This window comes from Microvirga soli (assembly GCF_016734765.1).
Lineage (GTDB): Bacteria > Pseudomonadota > Alphaproteobacteria > Rhizobiales > Beijerinckiaceae > Microvirga > Microvirga soli.
On sequence record NZ_JAERQE010000026.1, the window covers coordinates 1 to 26684 of the forward strand.

General features: G+C 60.0%; 20 protein-coding genes and 2 pseudogenes. 11 read left to right on the forward strand and 11 right to left on the reverse strand.

What is annotated here, in order from left to right:
• The first annotated feature begins 233 nt into the window (after positions 1 to 233).
• Positions 234 to 1001 (forward strand): IS5 family transposase, encoded by a 768-nt coding sequence (locus tag JKL45_RS19210; RefSeq protein ID WP_201863199.1) that lies wholly within the window; start codon positions 234 to 236, stop codon positions 999 to 1001.
• A 147-nt stretch (positions 1002 to 1148) separates the two neighbouring features.
• Here JKL45_RS19210 and JKL45_RS19215 read toward each other — a convergent pair whose 3' ends face one another.
• Together JKL45_RS19215 and JKL45_RS19220 are read right to left on the reverse strand one after the other, a co-directional pair.
• Entirely contained in the window at positions 1149 to 3938 is a 2790-nt protein-coding gene (locus JKL45_RS19215) for a trypsin-like peptidase domain-containing protein (RefSeq protein WP_190848664.1), read from the reverse strand.
• Between the two features lie 473 nt (positions 3939 to 4411).
• Entirely contained in the window at positions 4412 to 5185 is a 774-nt protein-coding gene (locus JKL45_RS19220; protein WP_190848665.1) for a hypothetical protein, read from the reverse strand.
• A gap of 810 nt (positions 5186 to 5995) precedes the next feature.
• Between JKL45_RS19220 and JKL45_RS19225 the strand changes: the two genes are divergently transcribed.
• Entirely contained in the window at positions 5996 to 7030 is a 1035-nt protein-coding gene (locus tag JKL45_RS19225; protein WP_190847590.1) for an IS110 family RNA-guided transposase, read from the forward strand.
• 383 nt (positions 7031 to 7413) lie between these two features.
• Here JKL45_RS19225 and JKL45_RS19230 read toward each other — a convergent pair whose 3' ends face one another.
• From JKL45_RS19230 to JKL45_RS19245, 4 genes are all read right to left on the reverse strand, one after another.
• On the reverse strand, positions 7414 to 7698 hold the full coding sequence (locus JKL45_RS19230) for a hypothetical protein (RefSeq protein WP_190847589.1): 285 nt from the start codon (positions 7696 to 7698) through the stop codon (positions 7414 to 7416).
• A 103-nt stretch (positions 7699 to 7801) separates the two neighbouring features.
• On the reverse strand, positions 7802 to 9193 hold the full coding sequence (locus JKL45_RS19235; RefSeq protein ID WP_190847588.1) for a S8 family peptidase: 1392 nt from the start codon (positions 9191 to 9193) through the stop codon (positions 7802 to 7804).
• A gap of 24 nt (positions 9194 to 9217) precedes the next feature.
• Positions 9218 to 12445: a glucosaminidase domain-containing protein gene (locus tag JKL45_RS19240; RefSeq protein ID WP_201863200.1), complete on the reverse strand. Its 3228-nt coding sequence runs from the start codon at positions 12443 to 12445 to the stop codon at positions 9218 to 9220.
• Positions 12446 to 12503: 58 nt separating this feature from the next.
• Positions 12504 to 13193 (reverse strand): hypothetical protein, encoded by a 690-nt coding sequence (locus JKL45_RS19245; protein WP_201863201.1) that lies wholly within the window; start codon positions 13191 to 13193, stop codon positions 12504 to 12506.
• 343 nt (positions 13194 to 13536) lie between these two features.
• Between JKL45_RS19245 and JKL45_RS19250 the strand changes: the two are divergent.
• The 3 genes and pseudogenes from JKL45_RS19250 to JKL45_RS19260 form a co-directional block, all read left to right on the forward strand.
• Positions 13537 to 13629: pseudogene (locus JKL45_RS19250) on the forward strand (IS6 family transposase); the annotation flags it as partial.
• A 90-nt stretch (positions 13630 to 13719) separates the two neighbouring features.
• Positions 13720 to 14418: an IS6 family transposase gene (locus JKL45_RS19255; RefSeq protein ID WP_201863202.1), complete on the forward strand. Its 699-nt coding sequence runs from the start codon at positions 13720 to 13722 to the stop codon at positions 14416 to 14418.
• Between the two features lie 57 nt (positions 14419 to 14475).
• Positions 14476 to 14904 (forward strand): annotated as a pseudogene (locus tag JKL45_RS19260) (IS3 family transposase); the annotation flags it as partial.
• On the opposite strand, the gene JKL45_RS19265 reads toward JKL45_RS19260, so the two are convergent.
• Both JKL45_RS19265 and JKL45_RS19270 read right to left on the reverse strand, forming a co-directional pair.
• Positions 14870 to 15664: a tyrosine-type recombinase/integrase gene (locus JKL45_RS19265; RefSeq protein ID WP_246498690.1), complete on the reverse strand. Its 795-nt coding sequence runs from the start codon at positions 15662 to 15664 to the stop codon at positions 14870 to 14872. The pseudogene JKL45_RS19260 and the gene JKL45_RS19265 sit on opposite strands and share 35 nt — an antisense overlap.
• Positions 15665 to 15936: 272 nt before the next feature.
• Positions 15937 to 16866 (reverse strand): LysR family transcriptional regulator, encoded by a 930-nt coding sequence (locus tag JKL45_RS19270; RefSeq protein ID WP_201863203.1) that lies wholly within the window; start codon positions 16864 to 16866, stop codon positions 15937 to 15939.
• A 130-nt stretch (positions 16867 to 16996) separates the two neighbouring features.
• Here JKL45_RS19270 and JKL45_RS19275 point away from each other — a divergent pair, with 130 nt between their 5' ends.
• Positions 16997 to 18280, forward strand: a complete 1284-nt coding sequence (locus JKL45_RS19275) for an NAD(P)/FAD-dependent oxidoreductase (RefSeq protein WP_201863204.1) — start codon at positions 16997 to 16999, stop codon at positions 18278 to 18280.
• Between the two features lie 6 nt (positions 18281 to 18286).
• Here the strand turns inward: JKL45_RS19275 and JKL45_RS19280 are convergent, their stop codons facing one another.
• Together JKL45_RS19280 and JKL45_RS19285 are read right to left on the reverse strand one after the other, a co-directional pair.
• On the reverse strand, positions 18287 to 19009 hold the full coding sequence (locus tag JKL45_RS19280) for a GntR family transcriptional regulator (RefSeq protein WP_201863205.1): 723 nt from the start codon (positions 19007 to 19009) through the stop codon (positions 18287 to 18289).
• Positions 19010 to 19155: 146 nt separating this feature from the next.
• On the reverse strand, positions 19156 to 20157 hold the full coding sequence (locus JKL45_RS19285; protein WP_201863206.1) for an SIS domain-containing protein: 1002 nt from the start codon (positions 20155 to 20157) through the stop codon (positions 19156 to 19158).
• 221 nt (positions 20158 to 20378) lie between these two features.
• On the opposite strand from JKL45_RS19285, the gene JKL45_RS19290 reads away from it, so the two are divergent.
• Entirely contained in the window at positions 20379 to 21221 is an 843-nt protein-coding gene (locus JKL45_RS19290) for a PfkB family carbohydrate kinase (RefSeq protein ID WP_201863207.1), read from the forward strand.
• A gap of 62 nt (positions 21222 to 21283) precedes the next feature.
• Here the strand turns inward: JKL45_RS19290 and JKL45_RS19295 are convergent, their stop codons facing one another.
• A complete protein-coding gene (locus JKL45_RS19295) occupies positions 21284 to 22432 on the reverse strand; it encodes a LacI family DNA-binding transcriptional regulator (protein ID WP_201863208.1) in 1149 nt (382 codons plus the stop codon).
• 273 nt (positions 22433 to 22705) lie between these two features.
• Here JKL45_RS19295 and JKL45_RS19300 point away from each other — a divergent pair, with 273 nt between their 5' ends.
• The 4 genes from JKL45_RS19300 (at position 22706) to JKL45_RS19315 (ending at position 26639) form a co-directional block, all read left to right on the forward strand.
• On the forward strand, positions 22706 to 23701 hold the full coding sequence (locus JKL45_RS19300; protein WP_201863209.1) for a C4-dicarboxylate TRAP transporter substrate-binding protein: 996 nt from the start codon (positions 22706 to 22708) through the stop codon (positions 23699 to 23701).
• 81 nt (positions 23702 to 23782) lie between these two features.
• Complete coding sequence (locus tag JKL45_RS19305) at positions 23783 to 24262, forward strand: TRAP transporter small permease (RefSeq protein ID WP_201863210.1); 480 nt, start codon at positions 23783 to 23785, stop codon at positions 24260 to 24262.
• Positions 24259 to 25536 carry a TRAP transporter large permease gene (locus JKL45_RS19310; protein ID WP_201863211.1) on the forward strand — a complete coding sequence of 426 codons (1278 nt, stop codon included), beginning with the start codon at positions 24259 to 24261 and terminating at the stop codon, positions 25534 to 25536. Before JKL45_RS19305 ends, JKL45_RS19310 begins: the two co-directional genes overlap by 4 nt.
• Positions 25537 to 25691: 155 nt before the next feature.
• A complete protein-coding gene (locus tag JKL45_RS19315) occupies positions 25692 to 26639 on the forward strand; it encodes an ornithine cyclodeaminase (protein ID WP_201863212.1) in 948 nt (315 codons plus the stop codon).
• The last annotated feature ends 45 nt before the right edge of the window (positions 26640 to 26684 follow it).

A 26684-nucleotide genomic window follows, 5' to 3' on the forward strand; every position in this document is an offset into this window, starting at 1 on the left:
GCCGGTCCTCCCAATGACCACCTCATCCCAACACCCGGCGCGTCAGCAAATTTCCACCACCAGCGCGGACTCTACCCAGATCTCTCCTGCGGGGGATAGGTAACTGGGGTTCATCGTCGGGTTCGCGCACAGCATTCGATGCAGTAAATTCGTTTGTGTCCATACTACGGCCTGTTATGACTTGAACCCTTTGCACCTGGAGGCGTTTTGCTCGTCCTGTTTGAGGAGGAGCCATGCTGACGGACACGCAATGGGCCATGCTGGAGCCTTTGGTGGAACAGTGCCGTCCTAAGGGTAAGACCCCGCCGCAGGATCTGCGTCGGACACTGGATGCCATTCTCTGGCGCCATGAGAATGGTGCCAAGTGGCGCGCTGTGCCGGCTGAACTGGGTCCCTGGTGGCGGGCAGCTCAAACCTTCATCCGCTGTGCACGCCTGGGTGTCTGGGGGCGTCTGCTCCATCTGGTGCAGGAGCGCGGCATCCAGCTCGGAATGACCTTTCTAGACGGCATCAGCGTGCGCGCATCAGAAGGCCGCCGGGGCTCGCCGAAAGGGGGCTCTCAAGCTCAACGAGACACTCGTGAAGCACTTGGTCGCTCTCGTGGCGGCTATGGGACCAAGGCTTGCGTGATCGCCGACGCTCTCGGACGCGCCATCACGTTCCGGATCGCGCCCGGCCAAGCGCACGAGCTGCCTGACGCCATTCCGCTGCTCGACAGCCTGCTAGGTGTGCCCGCCTGGGTGGTGGCTGATCGCGGTTATTCCAGTCGCAGCTTCCGCGAGCACATCTGGAGCATCGGTGCGAGGCCGGCGATCCCGGCCAAGGCCAATGAGGCACCGGTCGCCTGTCCAGACTGGATCTACAACAACCGCAATGTCGTCGAGCGGCTCTGGGCTAGACTCAAAGAGTGGCGAGCGGTTGCAACGCGCTACGAGAAGACCGCCTCATCCTTCATGGGCGTGCTCTGCCTCGCCGCAGCAATCGACTGGCTCAAGTACTAACAGGCCGTAGAAAGAGCATCAGCCGCATACTGACTCTCGGAAAATCTGACTAGGAAGCTCATCACAATGATCCCTGATGCTCCTCGATGGCAATATTTGCCTTGAGTTCCGGATCTATTCGCACGACATGCAACTTCCCCCTTGATGCTAATGAATCCGCTCTGAATATAGACACCTCAACGCTCCATTCAGGTCTTCGAAGTACTCGGCTTGTACAGCTTCGGACTCAAGTGTCAGAAGAGCGAACCCGTGCGTATAGAAATCTCCCGATACAGACAGCATCGTTTCTGGAAAAATTTCTGGTAGGCTAGTAGTTGCGCCAAGTGGTTTGTAAGGCTCATCGTTAGCAAACACTGGTATCGCACTATGGCCGACGCAACGACCAAACGGCAGACCAAGATACGGCCGGTAGATGCATAGATTATGCTCATGGCCCCAGAACCACGCCGGGATAGACCTACCGGTTGTCAATAAGCGCTCATACATCGCTTTAAGACGAGGATTGTAGGCACATAGCGTGCCGTCAGACTGACGTCCGCCAATTTGGGAAAACGCGGAAAACAGCTGATGATGTGACAGCAGTATCGTTTTGCCTGGGAACTCTTGGATCCGGTTGCGATGCCACTCTTCTTCAACTTCTTCAACGAAAGTGACAGCGTCTGTGACGGAGAACGGGCTATAGTCATTGCGCCCGGTATCTAGCCCGAGTAGTTGCCAACTCTCATCCGATGCTCGTAGGCAGAAGAAACTCGCTTCTTGTCGTTTCGCGCCTTTGTTCAAGCTCTTAAGCAGGCCATAGTACCCGCCACCGCCGCAGTACATGTCGTGGTTGCCACATAGCGTATAGATTGGCAGGTGGCTGTTTGCGCGATCGAACACCTCATTGACTACATCCTGAAAATTCGCCTGACACTCCTTCTCCGTGCCTGAGTAGTAGATGTCGCCTAAATGCACCACGATGTCAGGATGCTGATCTCTTGCTTGTTCAAGGACGCACCTCGCTGGTTGTGCGCCCGTCCCCCAATCGCCAATGAGAGCAATCCGCGACCCCGCCTCTATCTCTATGACATTGCGCTTCACTTTATCTGGTTTTACGTAGAGCGGCTCACGTCTCGATCCGTTCGGTCCGAAATACTTCACATACTCAGTGATGGTTTGAGCCCACCTTGGATCGCAGGTGCCTCCGGTGATCTGTGCCTCTAGCTGTGCAGCGCCGGCTGTATCTCCAAGAACCTTCGCTTGCATCAGCTGCCAGGCCAATGATGCACATGCTTGCGCCTGGTTCAGGAGGGGCATCTCCTCGTAGGACATCGGCTCTAGACCTAGACCGGCGTTAGGTGCATTGCTGGTTCTGATCTGAGCAATCTTTTCGGCCGCCAAAATCAGGTCCGCTGCGTCAGCTGGATTGTACGGGAGCGGCAAGCTCTCAAGCCCACTAGCCTCCATCGATGACGACGGCTCAGGCGTTCTGCTCGCGAGATCGGCGACAGCGGACTGAAACAATGATGCGAAGTGATCGCGGAACGTCATGGGACCAGCACGCAGGGCCTGCGCATTTCGAACAGGCCTGGTTCGACCCTGTGGTTCATGGGAAGATTGTTCTGCCGCTGTGTCCGTTTGGGTCGAGGGTGCACTCTGAGGCGTCTCACCACTCGAAAGACCTCGTGCTTCGCCAACTCGAATGGAAATCTCAATCGGAAGGGTCCAGGTTGAGCTATCGCCAAGTCCTAGTGTTATTTTCGCAGGCTCCGCAGCCTGAACAGATACTATGGGTCCAGCCAATGGATTTGCGGTTGGCGGGCTCTTCGCTTCCGACTTCTTCGTTGCCTCCCCCTCGACATCAGCTTCGCTCCACCACTTGACCCAAGCCCCAGGGTCGGACCTTGGCTTTGACTGGAAATTGACTCCTGCATCGACGACTCGGCTATCGCGCGCGAGCTCGAAGGTGGGAACAGCAAAGTTCGCATCTAGGTAAACCCCAGCAAAATGAAGGCCTAGAATCTCGCCCGTCACCGAGTCAACGACAGCTGAGCCAGAATTCCCTCCGAGGGTCGAGCTGTCATGGGTTACCGCAGAGACCATATTTCGGAAGCTCTCGACTGAGCGCCTTTCTCTTATTTTGCCTGGCTGCAACCGTTTGATGTAGTATATGCCGTTGAACACGGTGTTCTGGATAGCAGCATCGTTTCGCGGATCAAAGGCAGGATACCCAATCACGGCGACGTCGCGATCGTAAAGCTCTACAGGGTCTTTGAGTGACAGTGTCAGAGGTGAAGGAATCTTAGAGGAACTTAAGCTCTCTACCTGAAGAAGCGCCATGTCCCAGTAAGGGTGAACCATCGCGACTTCTTTCACTGCGAGAAAGTGCGCTACGGTGCTGTCCCTCTCGCGAACGAAATCAATTCCAGCTTCATAGCCGGAGAGAAATACTAGATCTCGTATTCCAATCCCTGAGGCAAAGATTTGCGCCACATGCCGGTTGGTCATCAATAGCCCGTCACCGACCACAAAACCCGTTCCGCCGTAGGGTAGGGTTGGATGGTGTGGGAGCTCGATACGTCCAATCGATGGAATGGCGCGCCGAAGTTTTTCTTTGATAGGAGCTTTGTTGAAATGAAGCCACAGATGATGGGTAACGTGATAGTCGCCTCTGATAATATCGATGGCGGGGCGCTTATCAGGAATGATGATCGCTTCCAGGGCAAATCGTTCGTCTGGAGCCATCTCCTCAGAGCGTGAGAGTTTTGTCGCTGCGCGCTCTGCGAGATCAATCTGCTCCTGCGGAAGTGACCGGGCTGGAACAAGCTCTTCCAGTGCGAGGTCTTCTAGGGCTGGTGCGTCTTGTGTGAGTGACTCCAGACCTCCAGATTCACGCCCGTCAGGCGTCAAGATTTTACCAAGGAAACCTTTTGCTTCTTCCGTGTGAAAGTCCGGCATAGTGTAAGTTTCCTCGTGGACCAATGAATGTAGTTCTTGGTTCTACACACTTCCATTATACGCGAGCACATCATTTCCAACTGGCTGCCCAAATGAGGGTAGTGAATTCTATTATGAGGGCGATCGTCTCACGGTACAGTTGGGCTAACGGCCCTATCCCTATGGTGACGCCCGACGCACCCTATGCCTAATTTGGTTTCCAGTATTTTTGAGTATACGTCTGTTTACTCTTCACCTCGAGGAGCACGATAGGATAGAACGCCCTTTGGGGAATCGGTGTCGCTGATGGATGAATCGAAAGCTGCGGGCCTTGAAGGTTCGGATGCTGAGAAAATTATTCGCTGAACCATATCAATCCCTCGCGCTCGCCTCGCGTCTGCTCCAGCACATTCTGATCGGCCGAGATGTACTTATTAGGCTGCGCTACGTCGCTCATGGTACCGCTCCTCTGCCAACTGTATAGACTCCCGGTGCTATTCTAGATCGGGGAGGCTCCGCACATAGTGCGACGCAAAACTCGTGAGCTTCTCCTCAACTGGCTGTCGTACAGCTGTTAGCACGGGTGAGTTGATCGTGAGTTTCCCTGAGGAGTGTTGAATTCGGACCTCGTTGGATCTGAACTTGAAGAACAAAATTTGGGTCAAATTCGCATCGGCCTTGAGAGCGAACGCCATTAAACTGACAAGGAACTGTCCCTGCTCGTCCTGCTCGGCGAGTGTTACCTGGAAACGTGCGGAGCGGGCATGTTGGCTTTCTCGATTGAAGATGGTGATCCAGGGGCTGTTTCGCTCCATCGAGGACAAAGCATTGAGCGTGGTCACTACCACTTCGAGAGCCGCAGTGCCTGGGCCGAGAAGGGTTGTCGCTACAGCCAGAATTGCCTCATGAGCATTGAAGTTTTCACTTGTCTCAACATGCTCAACAAACTGCTTTGTCTGTGCAGCCCAACCAATATTGCTCAGGGTGTCGAAATAGGCCTCATACCATGCAAGGACATTATCTTTGTCGGGCACGTTCCTGTTTGCAACGAGTTGAGCCAACAATGCCGAGTTGACGATGTCGCGACGTCGTTCTTCTGTCACCCCTTGGACAAATGAAACAATATCAGATCCGACGATGGCAGCTTGCGCTTTTGCGGCGTCGAAGTTGAATTCCGCGCGTGCTTCAAGACTTTCGAGCGCGGGAGTGCTTGGCAGCTCGACACGGCTGACAAAGCTGAGAGCGTCTGCAACGGCAATGCTAGTCATTTTAGGAACCCTGTTACACGGCCATTCAAGCGGACGAGTGCGGGCTAGCGAGAGCGAGGAGCGTCAAAAACAAACTTCTGAGCAGAGGTTAGCGTAACGCGGAATGCATCTTCTTATTATCGCAGAAATACGTCACGTTACCTATTGAGAGTCAATTGGATATCCGAATTACTACCTAAGACCCTTACTGTCCGGCTTTGTTGTAGTAGTGCCTGGCGAGATCAAAGGAATGGTGGTGTTCTCTTGGTCTTGTCACGTTAATCAGCCTCGGGCGCATTAAGGCAAATTTGGCCGCATGACGGTTTCACGAGGCAATAGTCGCCGCGACGTTCCACTCGGATATGGCGTTGGGGCGGTGAAGGTAGGTCGCACTGACAGAGCGGCAGGAGCGGGGTGGAACGAAAAGGTTGCGCACAGCAGACAACACGTCGACCAACCTCTGCAAGCCTCTTGACGATCAAAAGCCCTGCATGACCCATTCTCGCTGGCGAGACGGCCGAGGTGCATTCTCCGTCCGATTAGTGAGCCCTTTGTGCGAGCTGTGGTCGACTTCTGGCATGATCTGACGCTGGGCGGCAGCCAGGAGCCGATCTTGTTGGTGATCATTCGCCGGGTCGGACAGTCCTGCTTCCGCAAGTGCCGTTTCAGCAAGCGTTTGGCGGCCTTGTTGTCGCGTCGGCTCTGGACGATTTCATTGAGCACATTGGGATCGGAACCAGAACTGCTTCCAAACACGATGGGGTGGATGGCTCCCGCTCCCGACGGTGCCAAGATGAGCCCGTTTAAGGTGGACGAGAGGGAGCGGAGACCATGGGAGAGATCACAACAGTTGGCCTGGACCTCGCCAAATCGGTGTTTCAGGTCCATGCCGTTGACGCCGAGGGGCGGGTTGTTGTTCGCCGGCAGGTCCGGCGCCCCCAACTTGTGAAGTTCTTTGCAGGCCTGTCGCCCTGCCTGATCGGCATGGAAGCCTGCGCGACCGCCCACTACTGGGCCCGCGAGCTCACTGCCCTCGGCCATGAGGTCCGGCTCATGCCACCGGCCTATGTGAAACCCTATGTAAAGCGCCAGAAGAACGATGCCGCCGATGCGGAAGCCATCTGCGAGGCGGTCACCCGGCCAACCGTACGCTTCGTGCCGGTAAAATCACCCGAGCAGCAGTCTGCGGCTATGCTGCACCGCTCCCGGGCTCTCCTGGTAAAACAACGCACCATGCTCCTGCACGCGAGCCGAGCCCACTTGGCCGAACTCGGGATTGCGACCGGGGCTGGGGTCTCTCAGGTGACAAAAATGGTTGGAGCTCTGGTTCGGAGCGAACCTCTCGAGCTGCCTGATCTTGCCCGCGTGGTGCTGGAGACCTTGGCCCGGCTCGTGTTTGACCTTCAGGAGCGGCTGCGGACGATTGATAAGCAGTTGGCACACTGGCACTACACCAATGATCTCTCCAACCAGCTTGAGACAATTCCGGGCATCGGGCTCGTCACTGCTTCTGCCCTGGCTTCAAGCATCCGAGACCCAAATACCTTCCGGTCAGGACGCCACTTTGCGGCCTGGCTCGGGCTGGTGCCGAAACAGAACTTGTCCGGGGGCAAGTCTCGGTTGGGGCGGATCAGCAAGCAGGGCAACAAGTACCTGCGCCAGTTGCTGATCCTGGGCGCCACGTCAGTGCTGCGCTATCTGAGGCGGGAGGGCAGCAGTCCATCGCCCTGGATTGCAGGCCTGCTCCGGCGCCGGCCGCCGAAAGTGGTGGCGGTGGTCCTAGCCAATAAGATGACGCGGATTGCCTGGTCGGTGATGACGCGTGGTGGCGAGTACGAGGACAAGCTGGTACCCCGGGCAATCTGATGCCTGTTCGGTGACTGGCGCACGAGGTTGAGGCGCGGGAGGTGCGTGAAGGTAGCAGACGGTCGATCGCCAAGGACCAGCCGAACCCGGTTAGCGTGTCGGGCGCGACAGCCCGCTTAAACGATAGGGGGCTTGGTCCGGCGAAACCCTTCAAGGCCAGCAGTCACAAGACGATTGCATGAACAGGCCGGACACACGTGTGCACTCGACAGCTGCTGCAGGAGCGATACCGACCAGACCTAACGCGGGAGCCATCCACACACACGCTAAGTTAGAACGAACATAGAACTTCCATCTTCGCCCAGTCGGATCATGCAGCTTGAGCCAAGGGCTGAGGCAGACGCAAGGGGGCCGCAGCAGCTCTTCGTAGGTGATCTTGTCTGTCATCCGGAGCCCTCCTCCGAGTGGGGTTCGCCGGACGTCACCGGCGGGAGGACGGCGCTGACCACGCCGTTGAGTGCAAGCGCGTCACGGATCCGGTTTACCGGACCCTGCACCAGAACGAGGGGCAGGTAACGGCCGCTCTGTGGCGACAGACCCAACCGCACCAGCTCCGCTACAAGAGCCTGCGTGTGCTCTCGCATCTCGCCGATGGCTCTCTCGCGGCTGGCACGGCGGAGAACCGTCGTGGCCGGCGTGCCACCGAGTGAGCCGGCTGCTGGCTCCACGGGGATAGCGTGAGCTCCATGACGGCGCTTATCTCGTCGTCCGGCGCAGCGCCTACAAGCACGTCGCGCAGTCTCGCATCCGCCTTGTCCAACGGATCGTCGCTCATGCTGGCCTCGGGGGGGGCGAAACGCCGGCGACGACATCCTCCCGCGGCAGGCCGATGAGGAGCGACGGGGGCAGCCGTAAAACCCCCGCACCCTGCCGCCCAACGTCGAGATCGAGGCTGACGCAGGCGGACAGGATCTCCTCGTGAAGCTGACGCACGGTAATGTCCGGGTGCTTCTCAATCAGGAGCGCGGCAATGCCAGTCACAATCGGGGTTGCCATGGAGGTTCCGCTCTCGGCTCGGTAACTGCCGTCGGGAAGCGAGGATACGACGTCGACGCCAGGCGCGACCAGGGTCGGCGTCGAATGTTGCATGCCGTCCCAGGTGATCGCGCCGCCGCTGCTGCTGGTCCAGACCCTGCCGCGGGAATCGGACGCGCCAACGGAGATCACCTCTGGGTAGTTGCCTGGGCTACAATTCGTGTTCACCCCGCTGTTGCCGATCGCCATGACGCAAAGAACGTCGAGGCGCTGCGCGATCCTGGCCATGTTCCGCATTTGCGGGTGCTGTCCGGACTTCCCCGCCGAGATGTTGAGGATCTGGACTTCCGGCCGCGCTTGCGCGTGCTCCAGTGCAAAGACGTAGTGGCTGAACGAGCCGACGCGGTTCGGAATCATGGTTAAGCTGACGATCTTGGAGCCCGGTGCAACACCGACCGAGCGCCCTGCGATTAGGCCGGCGACATGGGTTCCGTGCCAGTCCGTGTCAGCGACCAAATCCGCCATTTTGTAGTCGAGGTTCGTTGGGTCGAAGACACGATTTTCAAGAATCCTGCCGGAGAGTTCTGGAACATCGGCGACGCCGGTGTCGAGAACGCCGATGACGATGCCGTCGCCGGTGAGGCCGAACCCGCGGCGACGCGCGGCGAGGAGGCCGATGTCCCGCAGGTGCCACAGCTCCGCCTCCGTGACGGAGCTCGCGCCACCGCCTCCGTTCTCTGCCAGCGCGTCGTTGAGCGGCGGGGCGATCAGCTCGAGCGCGAAATCCTCGACCACGTCGTGGTCGGGGAAGGCCTCACCGAGCGCGTCCTTCGCCTCTGGCTCGGCCTCCAGCACGGTGATGCCCGTTACTGGGGTTCCGTGCGCGGGAGTGGCGAGAACGGAGATGCCGGGCGGGACGACCGCCTCCTCGTCGTCGCGGTTGATGTTGCCGCCCATCGCGTCATCGGCGGGAGCAGTGCGCGGTCGGACGCGCGGAGCAAACGGCGCCTCAGACGCTCGCTGCTGGAGAACGAACTCGTCGAGGCGTCTATCCCCGATGGCGACCGCCTGGCGCGCCCGCACCAAGGCCTCGACCCGGCGCGCTCGAGCGGCCGGCTGCATGGAGGTCGTATCCGACGCGAGCGAGTCGCCGAGATCGTCCACCTTGGGGACGAGGAGGTAGCGCATCGGGCAACTCCTTGTTACTTCGGGTCAACGGGGGTTCACCGCGTTCCAGAGCAGCGCGGTGACTCGCTCGTAGTCGTCTAAGCGGGCAGGATCGTCCGCGACGAGGGCTGCGCCGGCAGTAGCGCAGTCGATCCCGTCGTCGCCGGGTGATGCAAGCTCACTGTCGGCGAGATCAGTCTTCTCATCCGCCGAGCCGACAATAGCGAGCGGATCGGCACCGTTCGCGAGGAGCACCTCAACCGCCTCCGGCGCGCCGAAGAACGCGGCGGCGAGAAGCGGCGTCACCCCGGAACGGTCGCGGAAGTCGACCGATGCGCTCTCGCCAAGCAGCGCTTTGATCGCCCGTACATCGTTGCCGGATGCAGCAGTGACTAGCGCGCTGTGGGCGCCGACCGCATCGTCGAGAGGCACCCCGGCATCGCGCAAGCGTAAGGCCACTGCCGAAAGCCGATCGACCACTCCCGGCACGCTGGCCGCGGAGATCGCGAGCGCCCAAGGTGTCCATAGCGTCTCGCCAGTCGAGCCGCGTACCTCGGCAAGGGAGATGCCCTGTCCGACGATGCGGTCAATTGCACCGTCCTCCGCCTGACCGAGCAGCGCCGCCGCGAGCATCTTTGCGGCTAGCGCCTCGTGAACGGCGACGAGATCCGGCGCGGCGAGTGCGTCTCCGGACGTTTCGGCGAGCGCCGCGTCGGCGACGGCGAGTTGCTGCTGCGCGAACGTCTCGGCGGACAGCGTTCCGCTGTCGAGCGCGTCGATGCCGGCTGGTCCCGGTTCGCCGATCACCTCGAGCGTGGCGTTGCGGATTGTCTCATTGTTGCCGTTCGGGAAGTGATTAGCGAGTGCGCCGCGCAGCGCCTCTACGATATCAATCACACGTTCCCGGCTGTCCGCGTAGCTCATGTTTCCGGTCGCATCAGTGAGCTGTTGAGTCGGGTTAAGGCAGCCAATGCTCCAGAGATAGCCGTCGCCGGGATGAAGGAGGATGCCAGTTCGGCTCTTCGTGTTGCCCACGCGGATCGCGGGCATCGGCGGTGCGCCGGCCTCCGCGCTGGTCGTGAAGCCGATTGTCTTGAACTTGGTCACGCCCGCGAGATGGCGGCTACCCGCATGTGTCAGGAGAGGGTAGGTGCCTTCCTTGATCCGGGTGTGCAGCTGGACGCCAATAGGCGAGTTGTCACCCGGACCGCGCGGTTCGAGGACCATACCGGCGACACCGTCAACCGGGCGGCCATCAACGAAGAGCTGGTACATGCTCGCGGTTCGCTCGCCCTTTCCGCGGCGCTTCTCCGCCCGAAGGCGTCTGATCTGGAGGACAACACCAACGACCGCAGTGCCGTCGGTGCCATCGCTGGGCTGCTGGCCGGTGAAGCCGCCCGCGTTGGTATTGCCGGAAGAGCCATCATTCGGCAAGATCCGGGCCACGATGTCCATGAGCTTGCGCTCGTATTGAGGGTCGCTCGGGCGCCAGGTCTTGCTGAGAAACGTCGCGAAGGACGCTGCGCTGCCGACCATTCGCCATCCGGCGAAAGCGGGATCGTTGTCGAGCCGGTGCCGGTACGCGCGCAGGAACGTCGCGGCGGAGAGGAAGCGACAGAACGTACCTCGAGCCGGCTCGACAGGATGCGGCACCGCCACCGCCACCTCGTTGAAGAGGTCGGACCAGGGAATGCCAGCGAAGTTGGCATGGATGTTGGCAAGGTCGGAGCGGCCCCAGTCGGATTCCAACGCACACTGTGCGACAATCACCGGCAGAAGCGGGACAAGCACCGTCTCAGCCGCGACCGAGTTGACGAGGGTGAGGAAGTCCGCCGTCGCGCCTTGCTCTTTCACCTTCGTGGAGCTGACGCCGGCGGCGCCATGCACGGCCGTGCTATCCCCGATGCCGGCGACCGAGCCATCGCCGAGGGTTCCGTCGGACTGCACGATCCCCGCATTGAGCAGCTGGCGCTCAATTCCGATTACCCGGCTCGCGTAGCCCTCGCGCTGCGCCCACGTGCGACCGATGAAGCGGATGAAGTCGTGCGGCGAGCGCTTCGCCATCTCATGCCAGCCACGGTATGGCGAGCGCTCAAGGAACATGAAGTAGCCCTGAATGAAATCGCGAATGCTGCCGAACTCGAGATATGTGTCGAGTCCGTCGTGGGCGAGGTACCGAACCTTCTTCGCAGGTACATCGCGGATGATGGCGTCGACCTCGCTCTTCGCCTTCATGCCGGCAAAGTTGAAGTGCTTGGCAGCGAGCTCAGAACGGGCCCAGCCGGTCTCTTCAATCCATTGCGCAAGAGTGATGCTCTTCAGCCGCTCCACCACAGTCGGGGCGAGCGATGGAACCGTCGGCGTGAACACGCGGTAGGTAGCGATGAGCTCGCGCAGTAGAGGCACGTCCGGGATCGACGAGTCAGCCTGCGGAACGATGGGCCGCGGCCTCGCCGTCGAGCCTGTACCGGTTCCCGACGTCGGTCCGGACGTGGTGACACCCGTGAAGCTTGCATACGCGGCGAGGATCGCGTCTGCTAAGCCGTCCTTCTTCCCAATACCGAGGGTCGCATCGGGACGGTTGTCACCGAAGAACGGCTCGATCAGCGCAGACGGTTGAAGCTGGGTGACGCTCGCGATGCCGCGCTTGTACGGGCTGTCTGGACTAGGTATGAAGATACCTCTGTCCTCGTTCCGTCCCTGCCGGTCGTAGAGCCTCACAAATTCCTTCTGCAGCGCTTGCGCCCAGCTCTTCGATTCGTTGCTGCCGTAGAGCACAAGCGAGCCGCGGGAGTTGCCGCTGGCGGCGTTGAAATGCAGTTCGACAGTCGCCTTCGGGGACCACCGGCTCACGGCGGCGTAGGCGCCCTCAATCCCGACCCCGTCGCGAAAGAAGATTTCGCAGCGGATTCCTGCGCGGTCCGCACGCTCCTTGATCATAAGGGCAAGACCGCGGTTCCAAGCGTACTCGTTGCGCTCCGAGAGCGGTGTCGTCCGGCTGTCGGCGGGAAAGGGTGGGCTCAGAGCCTGCGCCCCCTGACTGCGGGCGGTGTGGCCCACAACGATGGCGAGGCCCTCTGGGGCGAGGGCGTCACTCGGCGGCGGCGGCGGGATCGCCTCGGTCGGGTTGAGGCGGTCGAGAAGATCCTCAAATTCGTCCTTCACAGCGTCGCGGTGCGCGATCTTCGCCTCGTCGTCTAGGCCGGCCTCCAGCGCCGCGAGCTCCCGCGCGACATCGCGCAGCCGCGCGATCAGGATCTCTCTCTCCTCCATCTCATCCTCCTCAGCCTTGACTTTGGGGCGGAGCGCAAACTGCGCGCTCGCCAGCCGCTCAGATCGGCAGATCGACGATGAAAGCTTTCTGATGCGCGAGGATCCGGCTCTGGATCAGCGGATGCACGGCTTGCAGCACTTCGGCGTTGATGCTCACCTTACCCGATTGGTGCCTGATCTCGACCTCGCTGCTGCGCACCTTCACGAAGAGCACGTGGGTGAGCGTTGAGCTTGCCTTCATCCCGAATGCCATGAGCGTGATCAGGTGGCCGGTAGCGTCGCTTTCGGCCACCGAGACTTGAAAGCGAGCGCTTTCGGCGTGCCGGGTCTCGCGGTTGAAGATTACGAAGAACGGCTCTTTCTCCTGCGCGCGGACTAGGCTCTCGAGCGCAGTCCTGACCAGCGTCAGCGCCGTGCTGCCGGGACCTAGAAGGCCGGCGGCAATGTCGAGAACCACCTGATGCGCTTCGATGTCGTTCGCCGTCTCAGTAAACTCAGCGAACCCGTGCTCTTGTACCAGCCAACCGACGTTCTTCAGCGTGTCGAAATATGCGTCGTACCAGTCGTAGATCTTGGTCTCGTCGGCGACCTTGCGCGTTGCGGCAAGCTGCGCAAGCAACGCAGAATCAATGATTGCCTGACGCATCGCAGGCTTTACCTCTGCAGTGAAGGAGATCACGTCCGAGCCGACGACAGTTGCGTTCGTCTTACCAGCTTGCAGCGCCTCCTCGGCGCTCAGCGCGTCCAACGATCGTGCGACTGGAAGCTCAACGGCCCGTACGAATTCAGAAGCCGAAGCAAGGTCAAGCATCATAGGCGCCTCCAAGGACCTATAACGAGTCGCCCCCAAGGATCTATAACAACATGACTTTAGCCTCAACAGGAGGGATAATTAAGGGTACACCCTCCGGTCCCGTTCATCGTGCCGACGCCGCCTGATTCAGCGGCGCCCACTTCCGGCGCGAGAACTTGGCTTAGCGTTAGTTCGCAATCCAGCAGTTGTCGCCCATGCGCCACATCGGTGGTGGGCGTGAGGTTGATAGCGCTTGCAACTCCCAACAAGGCCCCGTCATCGACATCCATACTTCAATGAGATGGTTCACATGATGCGAAAAGGACAGGCGAAATACGCCTGCACTCAGCAACCGTCGCTCGTTGAGCAGTTCGAGCGGCTCGCCGCATAAGCGGATACGAACCGCGCTCAGAGGATCTGTCGCAACAATTTGTTTCAGAGTTTCAGCTACTGCTCCCCGGGTTCAGGGACGGAGGGCGGCGTGTTCAAGGGCAGGCATTTTGATCGATCGGTGATTTTGCTCTGCGTGCGCTGGTATCTCGCTTACAATCTCAGCCTCCGGAATCTGGAAGAGATGATGGCGGAACGCGGCATCTCTGTTGATCACGCGACCGTGCATCGCTGGGTTGTTCGTTACACGCCCGAATTGCTGGAGCGCTTCAACCAGCGGAAGAGGGCTGTCACTGGCAAATGGCACCTCGACGAGACGTACGTCAAAGTTCGCGGGAAATGGACGTACTTGTATCGCGCCATTGACAGCAACAGCGACACGGTCGAGTTCTGGTTCAGCGAGCGGAGAAACCTCACTGCTGCCAAACGCTTTCTGGCTCGAGCACTGAAGCGGCATGGCCGTCCGGAGCGGATCGTCATCGATGGTAGCCAGACCAATCGCGAGGCAATCCTGTCCTGTGATACTACAGACCGGCTTCAGGATAGGTCACGCCGAAAACTCAAGCCGATCCGCATCCGGCAAAGTGCTTACCTCAATAACCGGATCGAACAGGATCATCGTGCCATCAAGCGGCGGGTTCGACCGATGCTCGGGTTCAAGGCGATGAACAGTGCTCGCGTGATCCTGGTCGGGATCGAGATGATCCACATGATGCGCAAAGGACAGGCAAAGTACGCCCGGAATCCTCAGCCTTCACTCGCGGAACAGTTCGATCTGCTCGCTGTCTGAATCCACGGCGAGGCCAGGCTATCTTCTCGTCCCCACTCCAGATTTGCGACAAAACCGCTCTATCTGGCCGTGATCCTCGATCTCTTCGCCCGAAGGGTGATCGGCTGGGCGGTTAGTGATCGTCTGCACCAGGAGCTTGCGTTGGAGGCGCTGCGCAAGGCTCTGGCAATCCGAAGACCCGGGAAAGGCCTGATCCATCATGCGGACCGCGGCAGCGAATATTGCTCAACGGCCTACCAGACAGAACTGAAGAAGCATGGCATCCGGATCTCGATGTCCGGGAAAGGGAACTGTTTCGACAATGCCGTTGTCGAGACCTTCTTCAAGACCTTGAAATCCGAGCTGGTCTGGCGCACCGTCTTCCAGACGAGAACCGAGGCCAAGCAGGCGATCGGCCGTTACATCGACGGCCTTTACAACCCCGTCCGGCGTCACTCGACGCTCGACTACATCAGTCCGGTTCAGTTCGAAAGGATAGCCGGCTAGCTACCAAACCGCTCTCCACTAAACCGAAGCAAATCCACCCGGCGGCTTGGGCCGCGGTGTGGACGGCGCGGGTCATCTGACGGGTCGATAATGGCGTGACCGGATTGCGGCCCGGGAACAGCCAGCCCTGCGGCAGCATCAGGCCTTGGCGGCTTCCCTCGCGCCACCAGGCCCGCAGGAGCCCGAGCAACTGCGATGACAGCACGGCGTGGCGGTCCCTGCGCCCCTTTCCCTGCTCGACCCGGATCAGCATGCGCGTGCTGTCGACGTCGCTCACCTTGAGCGCAACGATCTTGGAGACCCGCAGTCCGGCACCATAGGCTGTGCCGAGCGCGGCCTTGTACTTCGGACCCGGCGCCGCTTCGAGCAGCCGCGTCACCTCCTCGACATTCAGCACCAGCGGCAGCGTGCGCGGCTGGCGGACGAGCGCGAGGCGGCGGGCGAGATCGGGGCGGTCCAGCGTCACGGTGAAGAAGAAGCGCCGTGCCGCGACGGCGCTGTTGATGCCTGGAGCCTGTAGGCCCGCCTGGGTCTGGTGCACCTGGAACCGGCGCAGGTCCTCGGCTGAGGCCCTGTCGGGGGAGCAGCCGAGGAAGGCGGCGAAGGTCCTCACGCACCGGATGTAGTCGTGCTGCGTCTTCTCGGTGAAGCCACGCACGGTCATGTCCTCGATCATGCGCTGGCGCAAGGCGCTGCCGGCCGGATGCGACGGGTGGACGATCATGAGGCGCTCCTCTCGAGCGGAAGGTTGACCCTTCAAGCTTGCAGGCGGAGCAACCTCCGTCACCTACGATTGACCACAGCCTCACTGACGCCAGAGGCTAAGCGTCAGCCTCGAAGCGCGCGCCCTCCCGCGCGAGCGGGTTCGTTCTTTGGCACCGGACTGACCATACCCAAACTTCCGTTATGGCGGCGTGAGGGGACGTTCATTCAGAGCGCTGTAGGCTACGTTTTGACCCTGAGCCGACTTTTGTGATCTCGGTGATGGCTTTGCTTCTTTACCTGTCAGCCGATCGACGCATTGCCGTAACCTCACGGCAGTTGTTCCACCGGGCTACCAACGCTCGCCTTGTTCCCTCGTGTCTCTTGAACAATCCACTGCCGGAACGCGACCAATGGCGGGTACGCAGAGCGATTTGCAGGCCAAGCAAGGTAATACTGCTCTGTGCTTTGCATCGGCAGATCCAGCGCCCTGACAAGATCGCCTCGTGCGAGCTCATCTTGAATGAGGAATTCGGGAAGCAGTGCTAAACCCAACCCTGAGATGGCAGCCTGAGCGGCCGTGGCAAACTGGTCGAACAGCATGCCATGCAACGGCTCGGCGAGCGCGCCATGCATCATAAACCAACACTCCCACGCATCCGGCCGTGACACAAGGTGCAGGAGCGGGGCTCTGAAAAGGTCGCTCGGCTTCTCAAACCTATACTGCTCCAAGAGCGAGCGGTTGCAGGTGGGTACCACCGTCTCGCTCATCAAGAACGCGAGCTCGGCGCCTAGCCAGTCCGGGCTGCCAAAGTGGATGGCAGCATCCGCCTGTTCCAGGCTGAAGTCGAACGGAGCGAGGCGCGTCGTCAGGTTGACTGTGATCCCGGGATTGTCCCGCAGGAAACCAGGAAGCCGAGGGGCCAGCCATCGGGTGCCGAAGGTCGGCAGGATCGCGAGATTGAGCGTTCCGCCCATGGGGTTCGCACGAAAGGCTAGCGTCGCGCTGTAGATCCGTCTGAGAGCCTCTCGGATTTCTCGGGCATAGGTTTCGCCAGCCAGGGTGAGACGGATGGTCTGGCGCTCCCGAAGAAAGAGATCCGAACCAAGCAGCTCTTCCAAGGCCCGAATCTGTCGGCTGACAGCTCCCTGGGTCAGGTTCAACTCCTCGGCCGCTGCCGTGATGCTCTGATGACGCGAGGCGGCTTCGAAGGCGCGAAGCAGGGACATGGACGGCAGAAAGCGGCGGGCGATGGCCATCTCATTACCTCTTCTCATGACCTGTTGAGGAAAAACGGCTTGCTCTCAAGGTTGCTTCTGAGGATCTAATTACAAGAGGGAATGGTGCCTGAACAGGGCCGATCCTTCGCTCCAGACACAGGAACCTAGGATGAAGAACGATCCGCGCAGCCATGGTCTATGGGAACGCTCGGCGCCTCAGGCCCCTCCAACGACGAGGTTGTCCGGCGATCTGACCGCTGATGTTGTGGTGATCGGCGCAGGCTTTACCGGCCTTTCTGCGGCTCTCCATCTTGCCGAGGCGGGAGCCTCGGTGGTGGTACTTGAGGGCATACAGATCGGCTTTGGCGGCTCGGGCCGCAATGTCGGTCTCGTCAACGCAGGCATGTGGGTTATGCCCGATGATCTGCCGGGAGAACTGGGCGAGGTCTACGGCAACCGCCTGCTCCACCTGCTCGGCGACGCGCCGAGCCTTGTGTTCGAGCTGGTCGAGAAGCATGCCATCGCGTGCGAGATCGAGCGCAGCGGCACGCTTCATTGTGCTGTCGGTGCAAAGGGACTCGCCGAGCTTCAGGAGCGGGCACGTCAGTGGCAGGCTCGCGGTGCTCCTGTGCATCTGCTTAATACCGAGGAGACTGCTCACAAGGTCGGAACGAGCAGCTACTCCGGCTCCCTTCTCGATCTCCGTGCCGGAACCATTCAGCCGCTGGGCTATTCTCGCGGACTAGCAGGCGCTGCCATCAAGGCAGGGGCCCGGATCTTCACCTCAAGCCCTGTTGTGGATGCCGAGGAAGCGGATGGCGGGTGGCGAGTGCGCACGCATAGTGGATCGGTGTGGGCCAAATGGGTCATCGTCGCGACCAATGCCTACACGACCCATGTCTGGCCACAGATCCGCGCCGAGCTCGTACATCTTCCTTACTTCAATCTTGCGACGAAGCCTCTCAGCGACAACCTGCGCAACACAATTCTGCCCGAGCGCCAGGGTGTCTGGGACACGAATGAAATTCTCAGCTCGTATCGCTTCGATCAGCAAGGGCGTCTCGTGTTCGGAAGCGTCGGCGCACTCCGTGGGCTGGGGCAGAGCATCCACCCGAACTGGGGCCGGCGCGCTCTGCGAAAGCTTTTTCCGCAACTGGCCGACATCGCATTCGAATACGAGTGGTACGGCAGCATCGGCATGACCAGCAACAATCTGCCGCGATTCCACAGGCTGGCGCGGAACGTGGTGTCGTTCAGCGGCTATAACGGCCGCGGCATTGCACCCGGGACCACCTTCGGACGCATCCTCGCGCGGCTTGTCCTCGGAGACATCCAGGAGGCCGATCTGCCGCTTCCCATGACCGAACCTGAGCCCGTTCGCTACCGGGCCGTGAAGGAAGCCTATTACGAAGTCGGTGCTCAGATCGCCCACGCGGCGACCGCGCGGTTCTGAGATCGGTTACGCGGAGATGGAATACGTGACGCGATTTGACGGCGTTACGAGAATGGAAAGCGAGATCGGACTTTTCCTGCGTCCGATCACCAGCTTCTCGATGCGATAAACGGGCTGCGACGGAGGGCAGGCGAGAAGCTCGCACTCGTTCGGAGAGGGAGCGTCCACATTGATGGTTCGCTCCGCCGCGGTCGGCTGCTCCCCATAGAAGGTCTTCAGGGCCTCATTGAAGGACCCGCCCTTCATCACGGGATCGATCGCCTTTTCATAGCGGCTGCGCAGGAAATAGAGCTCCTCGATGGTCAGCGGTCGCCCGTCCACCAGCAGCAGGCGGCGAATCCCGACGACGTCATCGTCGGCCGTGGCCTGGAGGCGCTCCATCACGCCTTCCGGCGGAGCATGGCTGCCTTTCTCCAGCACCCTGTAGCTGACACTGTGACCGAGGCTTGCCAGAGACTCCGTGAAACCGGTCAGCGATACGAGGGTCTGCTTGAGCTTGGGCTCGGTGACGAGCGTGCCCTTGCCGTGAACCCGCCGCAGATAACCCTCCGCGCAGAGTTCGGTTACCGCCCGTCGCAAGGTAATCCGGCTGACTCCGTAATGCTCACACAGCTCCGTCTCCGACGGGAGATAGGTTCCGCTGCGACGATGCCCGGTCTTCAGGTCGCCGAGGATCAGACGCTTCACCTGATCGTAGAGGGGGGTCAGGTTGTCGTATTTGACCGTCATCTCATTCGCTCATGAAAAGCGGGCAGGGGTATCATGGCCCTCGAACGCCGATGGCTATGATGGCATTCATAACGCATCCCCTGACGAAGGAAAGAAGCGGTCTGGGAGCCTCTCCCACCGGTATGGGGCGGGAGAGGAGGAAGCTATCAGTAGCTGATCTTCTTCATATAGCGGCGGCCTTCGAGCATCGTGTGCTGACGAAGGTCGGCCAGCTTGTAGGCGAACCTCCAGAGAGTATCGAAGAAGATGAGGGGCACGAGGTTGCCCTTGAACTCGTCGTCGATCCCCGTGAGATCCAGCTCCTGGGCATCAAGAACCATGATCTTTTCCGGGGAGCCGAACCTGTCGAGGAAGCCCTTGGCGCGCTCTTCCAGCGGACGGGTCTCGTCCAGGCCCATCATCATGATGAAGGCCCTGTCCCTGTCCAGAACTTCGAACGGGCCATGGAAGAACTCGTTGGCATGGATCGCCTGCGAATTGATCCACTGCATTTCCATCAGGACGCAGATCGCGAAGGAATAGGCCGCACCGTAAGAGGCGCCGCTTGCCACCGTGTAGACGACGGATTCGTCCTTGAACCGCGGAGCGTACGTCTCGAACAGATCCGCGAAATGGACATGCGCCTTGTCGATGGCCGTTTGGAGGTTGCCGAGGCTCGCCAGAAGGGGGCTGAGCTCGTCCACGCCGTCATAGATCTTCACCAAGCCCATGACGATCTGGTACAGGCGGGAGTAGTTGCTGTCGACGGCGTCGATGGGCACACCCGTCGTATAAGGCGCCTCGAAGCGAACAGGGAATTCGACCGCCTGGGAGAGAGGCGAAGACGGATCGACGCTGAGGCCGATGGTCGTCGCCCCCTTGGAGCGCGCATGCTCCGCCGCCCGAAGTGTCTCTTTGGTCGTGCCTGTCATGGAGCACAGGATGACGAGGGAATCGGCGTTCAGGGTTTTCGGATCGCGCTGAACGAACTCATCCGCATTGTAGCAGTCGGACGGCAGGGCTGCGGAATGACGGTCGAGGAGATACTTAGCCGGATACATCACCGACAGGGAGCCGCCGCAAGCGACAAAGAAAACATGCTTGATCGTCTTGCCGGACAAGGCGTCCAGGGCTTTTTTTACATCGGCGTTCAATTCGGTTTGGCTCATCGTCGATCCCCAAGTGGTAGCCCATCTGCCGCTCGCAGAGGAGGCTGACATGTTCCTATGACGTCATATGACATCATATTCCGTTCTGGCAAGCTTTTTTCCGAGGAGTAGGCCGGTTGGACTTGGGAAGGGCTGGAACTCTGGGGGCAGCCCAGGAACGCAAATTGACAGTCTGACATGAACGTGGGAACGTTCTCACAGCCGCCTTTGGGAAATGGATAATGACGAAAATAGTCGCAGTCGGGGACAACGATGTTGATTGCTATCACGCGCGTAACGAGATGTTTCCAGGAGGAAACTGTTTTAACGTAGCGGTATTTGCGCGCCGCTTCGGAGCGACTGCGAGCTATGTTGGCGCTGTTGGGCTCGATGCTGCAGGCGACGCCATGCAACGGGCGCTCGTCGCCGAGGAAGTCATTACGGACAGGCTGAAGGTTTTGCCGGGGTCAACAGCTTATTGCGTTATAGGGCACCGCAACGGAGACCGTGTCTTCCTGAAGTATGATCTCGGCGTCTCGATGTTCGAGCCGGACGACCAGGACTTCACTTACGTCGAGTCTTTCGATGCCGTTCACATCGGACAATCAAGCGGTCTCGATGCGCATCTTGTGCGGTTCGCAAAGACAGCCAAACTCTCCTATGACTTTTCCACGCGCCGGGACGCTCATCACCGTGCCTCCATCGCGCCGCTTTGCTATCTCGCCTCGATTTCGGGCGGCGATCTTGCCTTGTCGGATGCCGAGGCGCTACTGCGAAACACCTTGGATGCCGGTGCGCAATGGTGCCTTGTGACTCGAGGAGACCAAGGGGCGATTCTCGGTCGCGGGGATCAGATTTTCAGAGTTCCAGCCGTGTCGATTGAAGCCGTCGATACGCTCGGGGCGGGAGATACGTTCATCGCACGCACCCTGGTCGGCCTCTTGCGTAAGGAGGAGCCTCCGGAACTTCTGCGGGCTGCAGCTCATGAAGCCGCCGAAACCTGCATGCGCATCGGTGCCGTCGGCCATGCTGCTCCGATGGCTGTGAATGCAGGCGATATCCCCGCTCTTGAGGATGTGCGCTGAGAGCAATGCGCGGTACGGCGGAGAGGGGACAATTCGCCGCCCCGCCAAACGGGAGAGGCCTGTCAGGCCTTCGCGGATTTGCGTCGCTCCGGCCGATTAGAGCCTTGGTGGCCTTCGGCTTTTAGTGGTGCAACCGAGCCCCGCACGCGCATGCTTGGTGCGAGGATTTGATGCTGAAACGGTGACGTGTCGCCATTGATACGCGCCAGAATCAGACGCGCCGCGGTGCGTCCCATTTCGTTGAGCGGCTGGGCGATCGCACTGATGCCCGGTCGAAGGAAGCGCATCCATTCAAGATCGTCGAAGCAGATGATGGACAGATCCTGCGGCAGGTCCAGCGCAAGCTCGCTGATCGCATCCATGGTCCCCGCCGACATCAGGCCGTCGGTCGTAAAGAGTGCGGTTGGGCGTCCATTGCCCTGGAGCAGATCCAGCGTTTCCTCCTTGGCGGCTTCCGCGGAGTAGGCCCCGACTCGCCGGACAAGATCGAGCTCGACGGGGATACCCGCCTCCCGATGCGCCTGCAGGTAGCCTACAAGACGTTGCCAACTCGGATAGAGCGTTGCCGCATCGACCCGCCCATGGGCCTCGAGATCGATGAAGGACTTCAAGTCGCCCGCTGCGAACTGCTCCAGCTCCGAGATCAGTCCGATTCGACGATGGCCCGCGGCAATGACATGTTCGATGCACGCCTTGGCGCCTTGGACGTTATCCACGGTCACTGCGTCCGCCTCGAGGCCGTGGACGAGGCGGTCGATCTGGACGATAGGGCAGCCGGCAGCCACGATCTCTCGCAGATGTTGGGCGGTCTGAAGATCCGACGGCGCGACGATCATCCCGTCGACCTGCTTCTCGGTCAGAAGCTGCACGGCTTCCCGTTCCCGTTGTAGGATCTCATCGCTGTTGGTGACAACGATACCGAAGCCGCGACTACGGGCGACATCGGCGATTCCGCGCAGGACGCTGGCGTAGAATGGGCTTTCCATGTCGCCGGCGACGACCCCGATGGTCTGGGTTTTGCCGGTGATCAGTCCGCGGGCGAGCAGATTTGGGCGATAACCCAGCTTCTCTGCCGCTTCCCGCACCTTGTCGCGGATGGACTCGCTGGAATAACCATAGCCTCCCAGAACGCGTCCAGCCGTTGCCGTGCTCACGCCTGCAAGCCGGGCAACTTCGATGATGGTCACGTTCTTCGCGCGCTTTTCAGTCATGTGTTCCTACGCCGGCCTTTCCGGCCGAGCTTAGCTAGTCAACAGTTCGTTGGGTGCCCTCCAAAGGATGAGGTTCAAGGAAAGATTTCGCCTTGACGCTCCGAACGTTCGATGATGATACTATGAGAACGTTCGCACAAACAACTCCGAACTTGGGTTTTCGCGATCTAGGCGCCCAAGGCGCGGCGGGAGAGAGGTAGCATCCTGGGCCAGAGGAAGCGGCAGGGATGCAGGAAGAAGACTTGTTATAATCAAGACAAAAGGGAACTGAGCATGAAGTCACGTCGGAATTTTCTGGCCGGGGTCGCGATCCTTGCAACCCTGCCAATGTTCTCCGCTGCCGCCCTGGCACAGAAAGTTGAGTTGCGCCTAGCCCACGTCAACCAGCCGACCATCGAGGCGCATAAGGTCGCCGTCGAAGTGGCCGAGCGCATCGCGAAGCGGAGCGATGGACGCATCACGATCAAGCTCTTCCCCGGTGGCATGCTGGGAACGACGACCGATATGCTGGAGCAGGCAAGCCAAGGCGAGCCGATTATCACGTTCACCGACGCTGCTTATCTTGCAAGCTTCGGCGTTCCAGAAATGGGCGTTGTCGGCGGTCCGTTCATCGTCGAGAACAATGAAGAAGCTGAGCGTCTGGCGTTCTCCCCTCTGATGAAAGGATGGTACGATAAGCTTGCGGAGAAGGCGAAGATCCGCGTTCTCGCTCTCAACTGGTTTGACGGCGCCCGTCACATGATCGGGAGCAAGCCCTATCCGACTCCTGCCGATCTCAAGGGCGTGAAGGTTCGCGTCCCACCGGTGCCGACCTGGCAGAAGACCTTCGAGCCACTCGGCGCGATCCCAACCACGGTCGAGGCAGCCGAGACCTACTCCGCCTTGTCGCAAGGTGTCGTGAATGCCGGTGAGTCTCCCCTGACTGGATTGCGAGCGAACCGGTGGTATGAGGTGGTCAAGGACATCACGCTGACGGGCCATTTCAATCTCTTCACCGGCTGGGTGATGAGCGACGCGGCCTACACTGCGCTGAGCGAGGCAGATCGCGTTATGCTGCTGGAGGAATTTCGCACAGGTGGTCAGGAGCTCGCCAAACGCTCGACCAACATGAACGACGCGATCCGCAAGGAATTCGAAGCGAAGGGTGTCAAATTCCACAACGCGGACGTTCCCGCCTATCGCAAAGCAACGGCGTCGTTCTACACCAGCTTCCCGCAATGGCCTGCGGGTCTGTTCGATCAGGTTCGCGCAGCCGCATCGGGCAAGTAGAATCCGGCCATTTATGGCATAGCGCGGCGTCTCGGGAGCTTGCCGCGGCGCCGCGGAATCCATCTAATCCGGAGCATGAACTTGCGTTTTATTAATTGGATCGGCGAGTTGGTCGGGAGTTTCATTCCCGTCATTCTTCTGGCACTCGTCATCATCAGTGTCGGCGCGGACGTCGTTGGCCGCAACGTCTTCTCTGCGCCAATATTCGGCGCGAGTGAGGTGTCCGTGCTAGCCTTCGTATGGCTGGTGTGGCTCGGCGTAATCGGCGCCGCCAAGCGGGACGACCTGATGGGAGTTCGCTACTTCGTCGATCTCCTTCCTCCACGCGGCAGGCGCCTGGTTCATGCCACGATGAACGTCCTCGTCGCCTTGATTGCCGCCGGCGTGATCTATGCGGCGATCATGCAGATCAGAACCGCCCGATTTACGACGTTCATGTCCATCGGCGTTCCGAAGTGGGTCATGTCGGTCGGTCTCGCAATTTCCATGGCCGCAATCTTCGTGATGTATCTCGCAAGAGCTTGGAGCGAGTTTAGGCAGGTTAGGAGCGTCGGTCGGTGATTGCGTTAACGTTGATTGTATTCCTGGCGCTGCTCTTCGCAGGAATGCCGATCTCTTTCGTCCTGCTCGGATCGGCGATGTCCTATTTCCTGTTCAACCCGATCGCGCCGAGCATCATTGCGCAGCGAATGAGCGGAAGTCTGGAGCTATTTCCCCTTCTCGCCGTGCCCTTCTTCGTCTTTGCAGGCGCGGCCATGGCGCGTGGCGGGATAGCGGACCGCCTCTACGGGTTTGCGGAGGCGCTGGTCGGCCATTGGCGCGGTGGACTCGCCCAGGTTGCAGTCATCAACTCGCTCTTCATGGGCGCCATGTCGGGCTCATCGAACGCCGACGCCGCCATCGATGCGCGCACGGTCGTCCCGATCATGCGCAAGCAGGGCTACTCCAACGGATTTGCCTCAGCAATCAGTGCTTGCTCCGGTGTGATCGCCCCTGTGCTGCCTCCAAGTATCGGACTTATCATCTACGGCCTTCTGACGAACACCTCAATCGGCCAACTCTTCATCGGCGGTATCATTCCCGCTTTCCTGATCGCAGCCGCCTTAATGATCACTGTCCATCAGGTGGCCAAGCGTCGTGGCTACGGCGCCTTGAGACCGCACCGGATGCCAGTGCGCGAGATCGCAGTAAAGGCCCGCCATGCGCTCTGGGCACTGGCCATGCCGTTCCTGCTGCTGTTCGGATTGCGGATCGGCTGGTTCACCCCGACCGAGCTTGGAGCGATTGCTGCAGCCTATGCACTCTTCGTTGGCCTGTTCATCTATCGAGGCTTTACCTTTGGCGAGACTTACGAGCTGGCGCGGGAATCCGCCCACACGACCGCGAATGTGATGCTGATCATAGCGACTTCGGCCATCTTCTCGGTAGTTCTTACCCTCGAGGAGGTCCCGCAGACAGTCGTGGGATATCTTGTCGACATGACCGACAACAAGTACGTTGCGCTCGCTCTGATCAACGTACTTCTCCTTCTGCTCGGAACCGTCATGGAGGGGCTCTCTCTAATGGTGATCCTAGCTCCTCTGTTCCTTCAGGTCATGCAGAGGTTCGGAATCGATCCGATTCATTTCGGAGTGGTCCTGATCGTCAATCTCACCATCGGCTCCGTGACGCCGCCTATTGGTTCCGTTCTGTTCACCGTCTGCTCGATCACTAAATGCTCAATCGAGGAGTTCACGCGAGAATCGATCCCTCTACTCATGGCTCTGATCGTCGTTCTCTTCCTGATCACCTTCCTGCCAGCGACGGTCGTGTTCCTGCCGAGGCTGCTGTTCTGACTTAATGCAGAGGGTTCATGGAACCTTCGTTCGCAACACCCCGGCTCTTGAACGAGGATCATCCCTGACCAAGAGCCATCATCCATCGATGAAACGAGCGTTTGATCGATACGCCGCCCAACCGTCAAAAGCTTTGTGAAGTTGGAGAAATTGTCATGAAGTTCGTCGATGCTGACATGGTTCACCATCTGCTCGATTATCCAGGCCTCGTCGAGGCTCTCCGGATTGCGCACAAAGGTGCTTCTCCCAAAAGCGACGCCTCGGTCATGGACGAGCCAGTAGGTGGTGACAACAAGTTCGTGTCGCTGGTGGCTTGGGCCGCGCAGGAGGTAATCGCGGTCAAGCTCGTGGGCGTCTTTCCGTCGAACCTTGCGCTTGAGCCACCTCAACCCTCCGTGCAGGGCCTTGTAGCGGTTTTCGACGGCAAGACGGGCGCTCCCGTCCTCGCAGCGGACGGCGCGGCCCTGACCTTTCGCAAGACGGCTGCCGATTCCGCTCTGGGCGCGAGTTTCCTCGCGCGGGAAGATGTGGAGGTTCTTCTCGTTATCGGCGCCGGGGGGCTCGCACCGCATGTTATCCTCGCCCATACGAGTGTGCGGCCGTCGATCAAGCGCGTCCTGATCTGGAATAGGACCCCAGCCCGAGCGGAGGCCCTAGCTCGCGAGATGCAAATCGCCGGAGTCTCGATCTCTGCCGCCCACGACCTCGAGGCTGCCCTTCCCGAAGCGGACGTGATCTCCTGCGTGACGATGTCGACCGCGCCATTGGTAAAGGGTGCTCTTCTCAAGAAGGGCGCACATGTGGACCTGATCGGCGCCTATCTGCCGACCATGCGCGAGGCCGATGACGAAACCATTCAGCGAGGTCGCGTTTTCGTCGATACGCGGGCCGGCATGGAGGGAGCAGGGGATCTGTTCCAGCCGGTCGAGCGCGGACTCTTCGCTTGGACCGACATCCAGGCCGATCACTTCGAACTCTGCACCGGTACCAAGACCGGCCGCAAGGATCGGAGTGAGATCACCGTGTTCAAAAACGTCGGAGGCGGGCACCTCGATCTCTTCACTGCCAGACATCTCAGAGATGGGCTGCAACAAGTCGCCTGAGAAGTTAACACAGTTGATGAGTGACTATGGAAGAGCCCACCGTTT

Bases quoted from the DNA above. Each gene is read 5' to 3' on its own strand.
- JKL45_RS19210 (WP_201863199.1), top strand. From the start codon at position 234: ATGCTGACGGACACGCAATGGGCCATGCTGGAGCCTTTGGTGGAACAG.
- JKL45_RS19215 (WP_190848664.1), bottom strand. From the start codon at position 3,938: ATGCCGGACTTTCACACGGAAGAAGCAAAAGGTTTCCTTGGTAAAATC.
- JKL45_RS19220 (WP_190848665.1), bottom strand. From the start codon at position 5,185: ATGACTAGCATTGCCGTTGCAGACGCTCTCAGCTTTGTCAGCCGTGTC.
- JKL45_RS19225 (WP_190847590.1), top strand. From the start codon at position 5,996: ATGGGAGAGATCACAACAGTTGGCCTGGACCTCGCCAAATCGGTGTTT.
- JKL45_RS19235 (WP_190847588.1), bottom strand. From the start codon at position 9,193: ATGCGCTACCTCCTCGTCCCCAAGGTGGACGATCTCGGCGACTCGCTC.
- JKL45_RS19240 (WP_201863200.1), bottom strand. From the start codon at position 12,445: ATGGAGGAGAGAGAGATCCTGATCGCGCGGCTGCGCGATGTCGCGCGG.
- JKL45_RS19270 (WP_201863203.1), bottom strand. From the start codon at position 16,866: ATGGCCATCGCCCGCCGCTTTCTGCCGTCCATGTCCCTGCTTCGCGCC.
- JKL45_RS19275 (WP_201863204.1), top strand. From the start codon at position 16,997: ATGAAGAACGATCCGCGCAGCCATGGTCTATGGGAACGCTCGGCGCCT.
- JKL45_RS19280 (WP_201863205.1), bottom strand. From the start codon at position 19,009: ATGACGGTCAAATACGACAACCTGACCCCCCTCTACGATCAGGTGAAG.
- JKL45_RS19285 (WP_201863206.1), bottom strand. From the start codon at position 20,157: ATGAGCCAAACCGAATTGAACGCCGATGTAAAAAAAGCCCTGGACGCC.
- JKL45_RS19290 (WP_201863207.1), top strand. From the start codon at position 20,379: ATGACGAAAATAGTCGCAGTCGGGGACAACGATGTTGATTGCTATCAC.
- JKL45_RS19295 (WP_201863208.1), bottom strand. From the start codon at position 22,432: ATGACTGAAAAGCGCGCGAAGAACGTGACCATCATCGAAGTTGCCCGG.
- JKL45_RS19300 (WP_201863209.1), top strand. From the start codon at position 22,706: ATGAAGTCACGTCGGAATTTTCTGGCCGGGGTCGCGATCCTTGCAACC.
- JKL45_RS19315 (WP_201863212.1), top strand. From the start codon at position 25,692: ATGAAGTTCGTCGATGCTGACATGGTTCACCATCTGCTCGATTATCCA.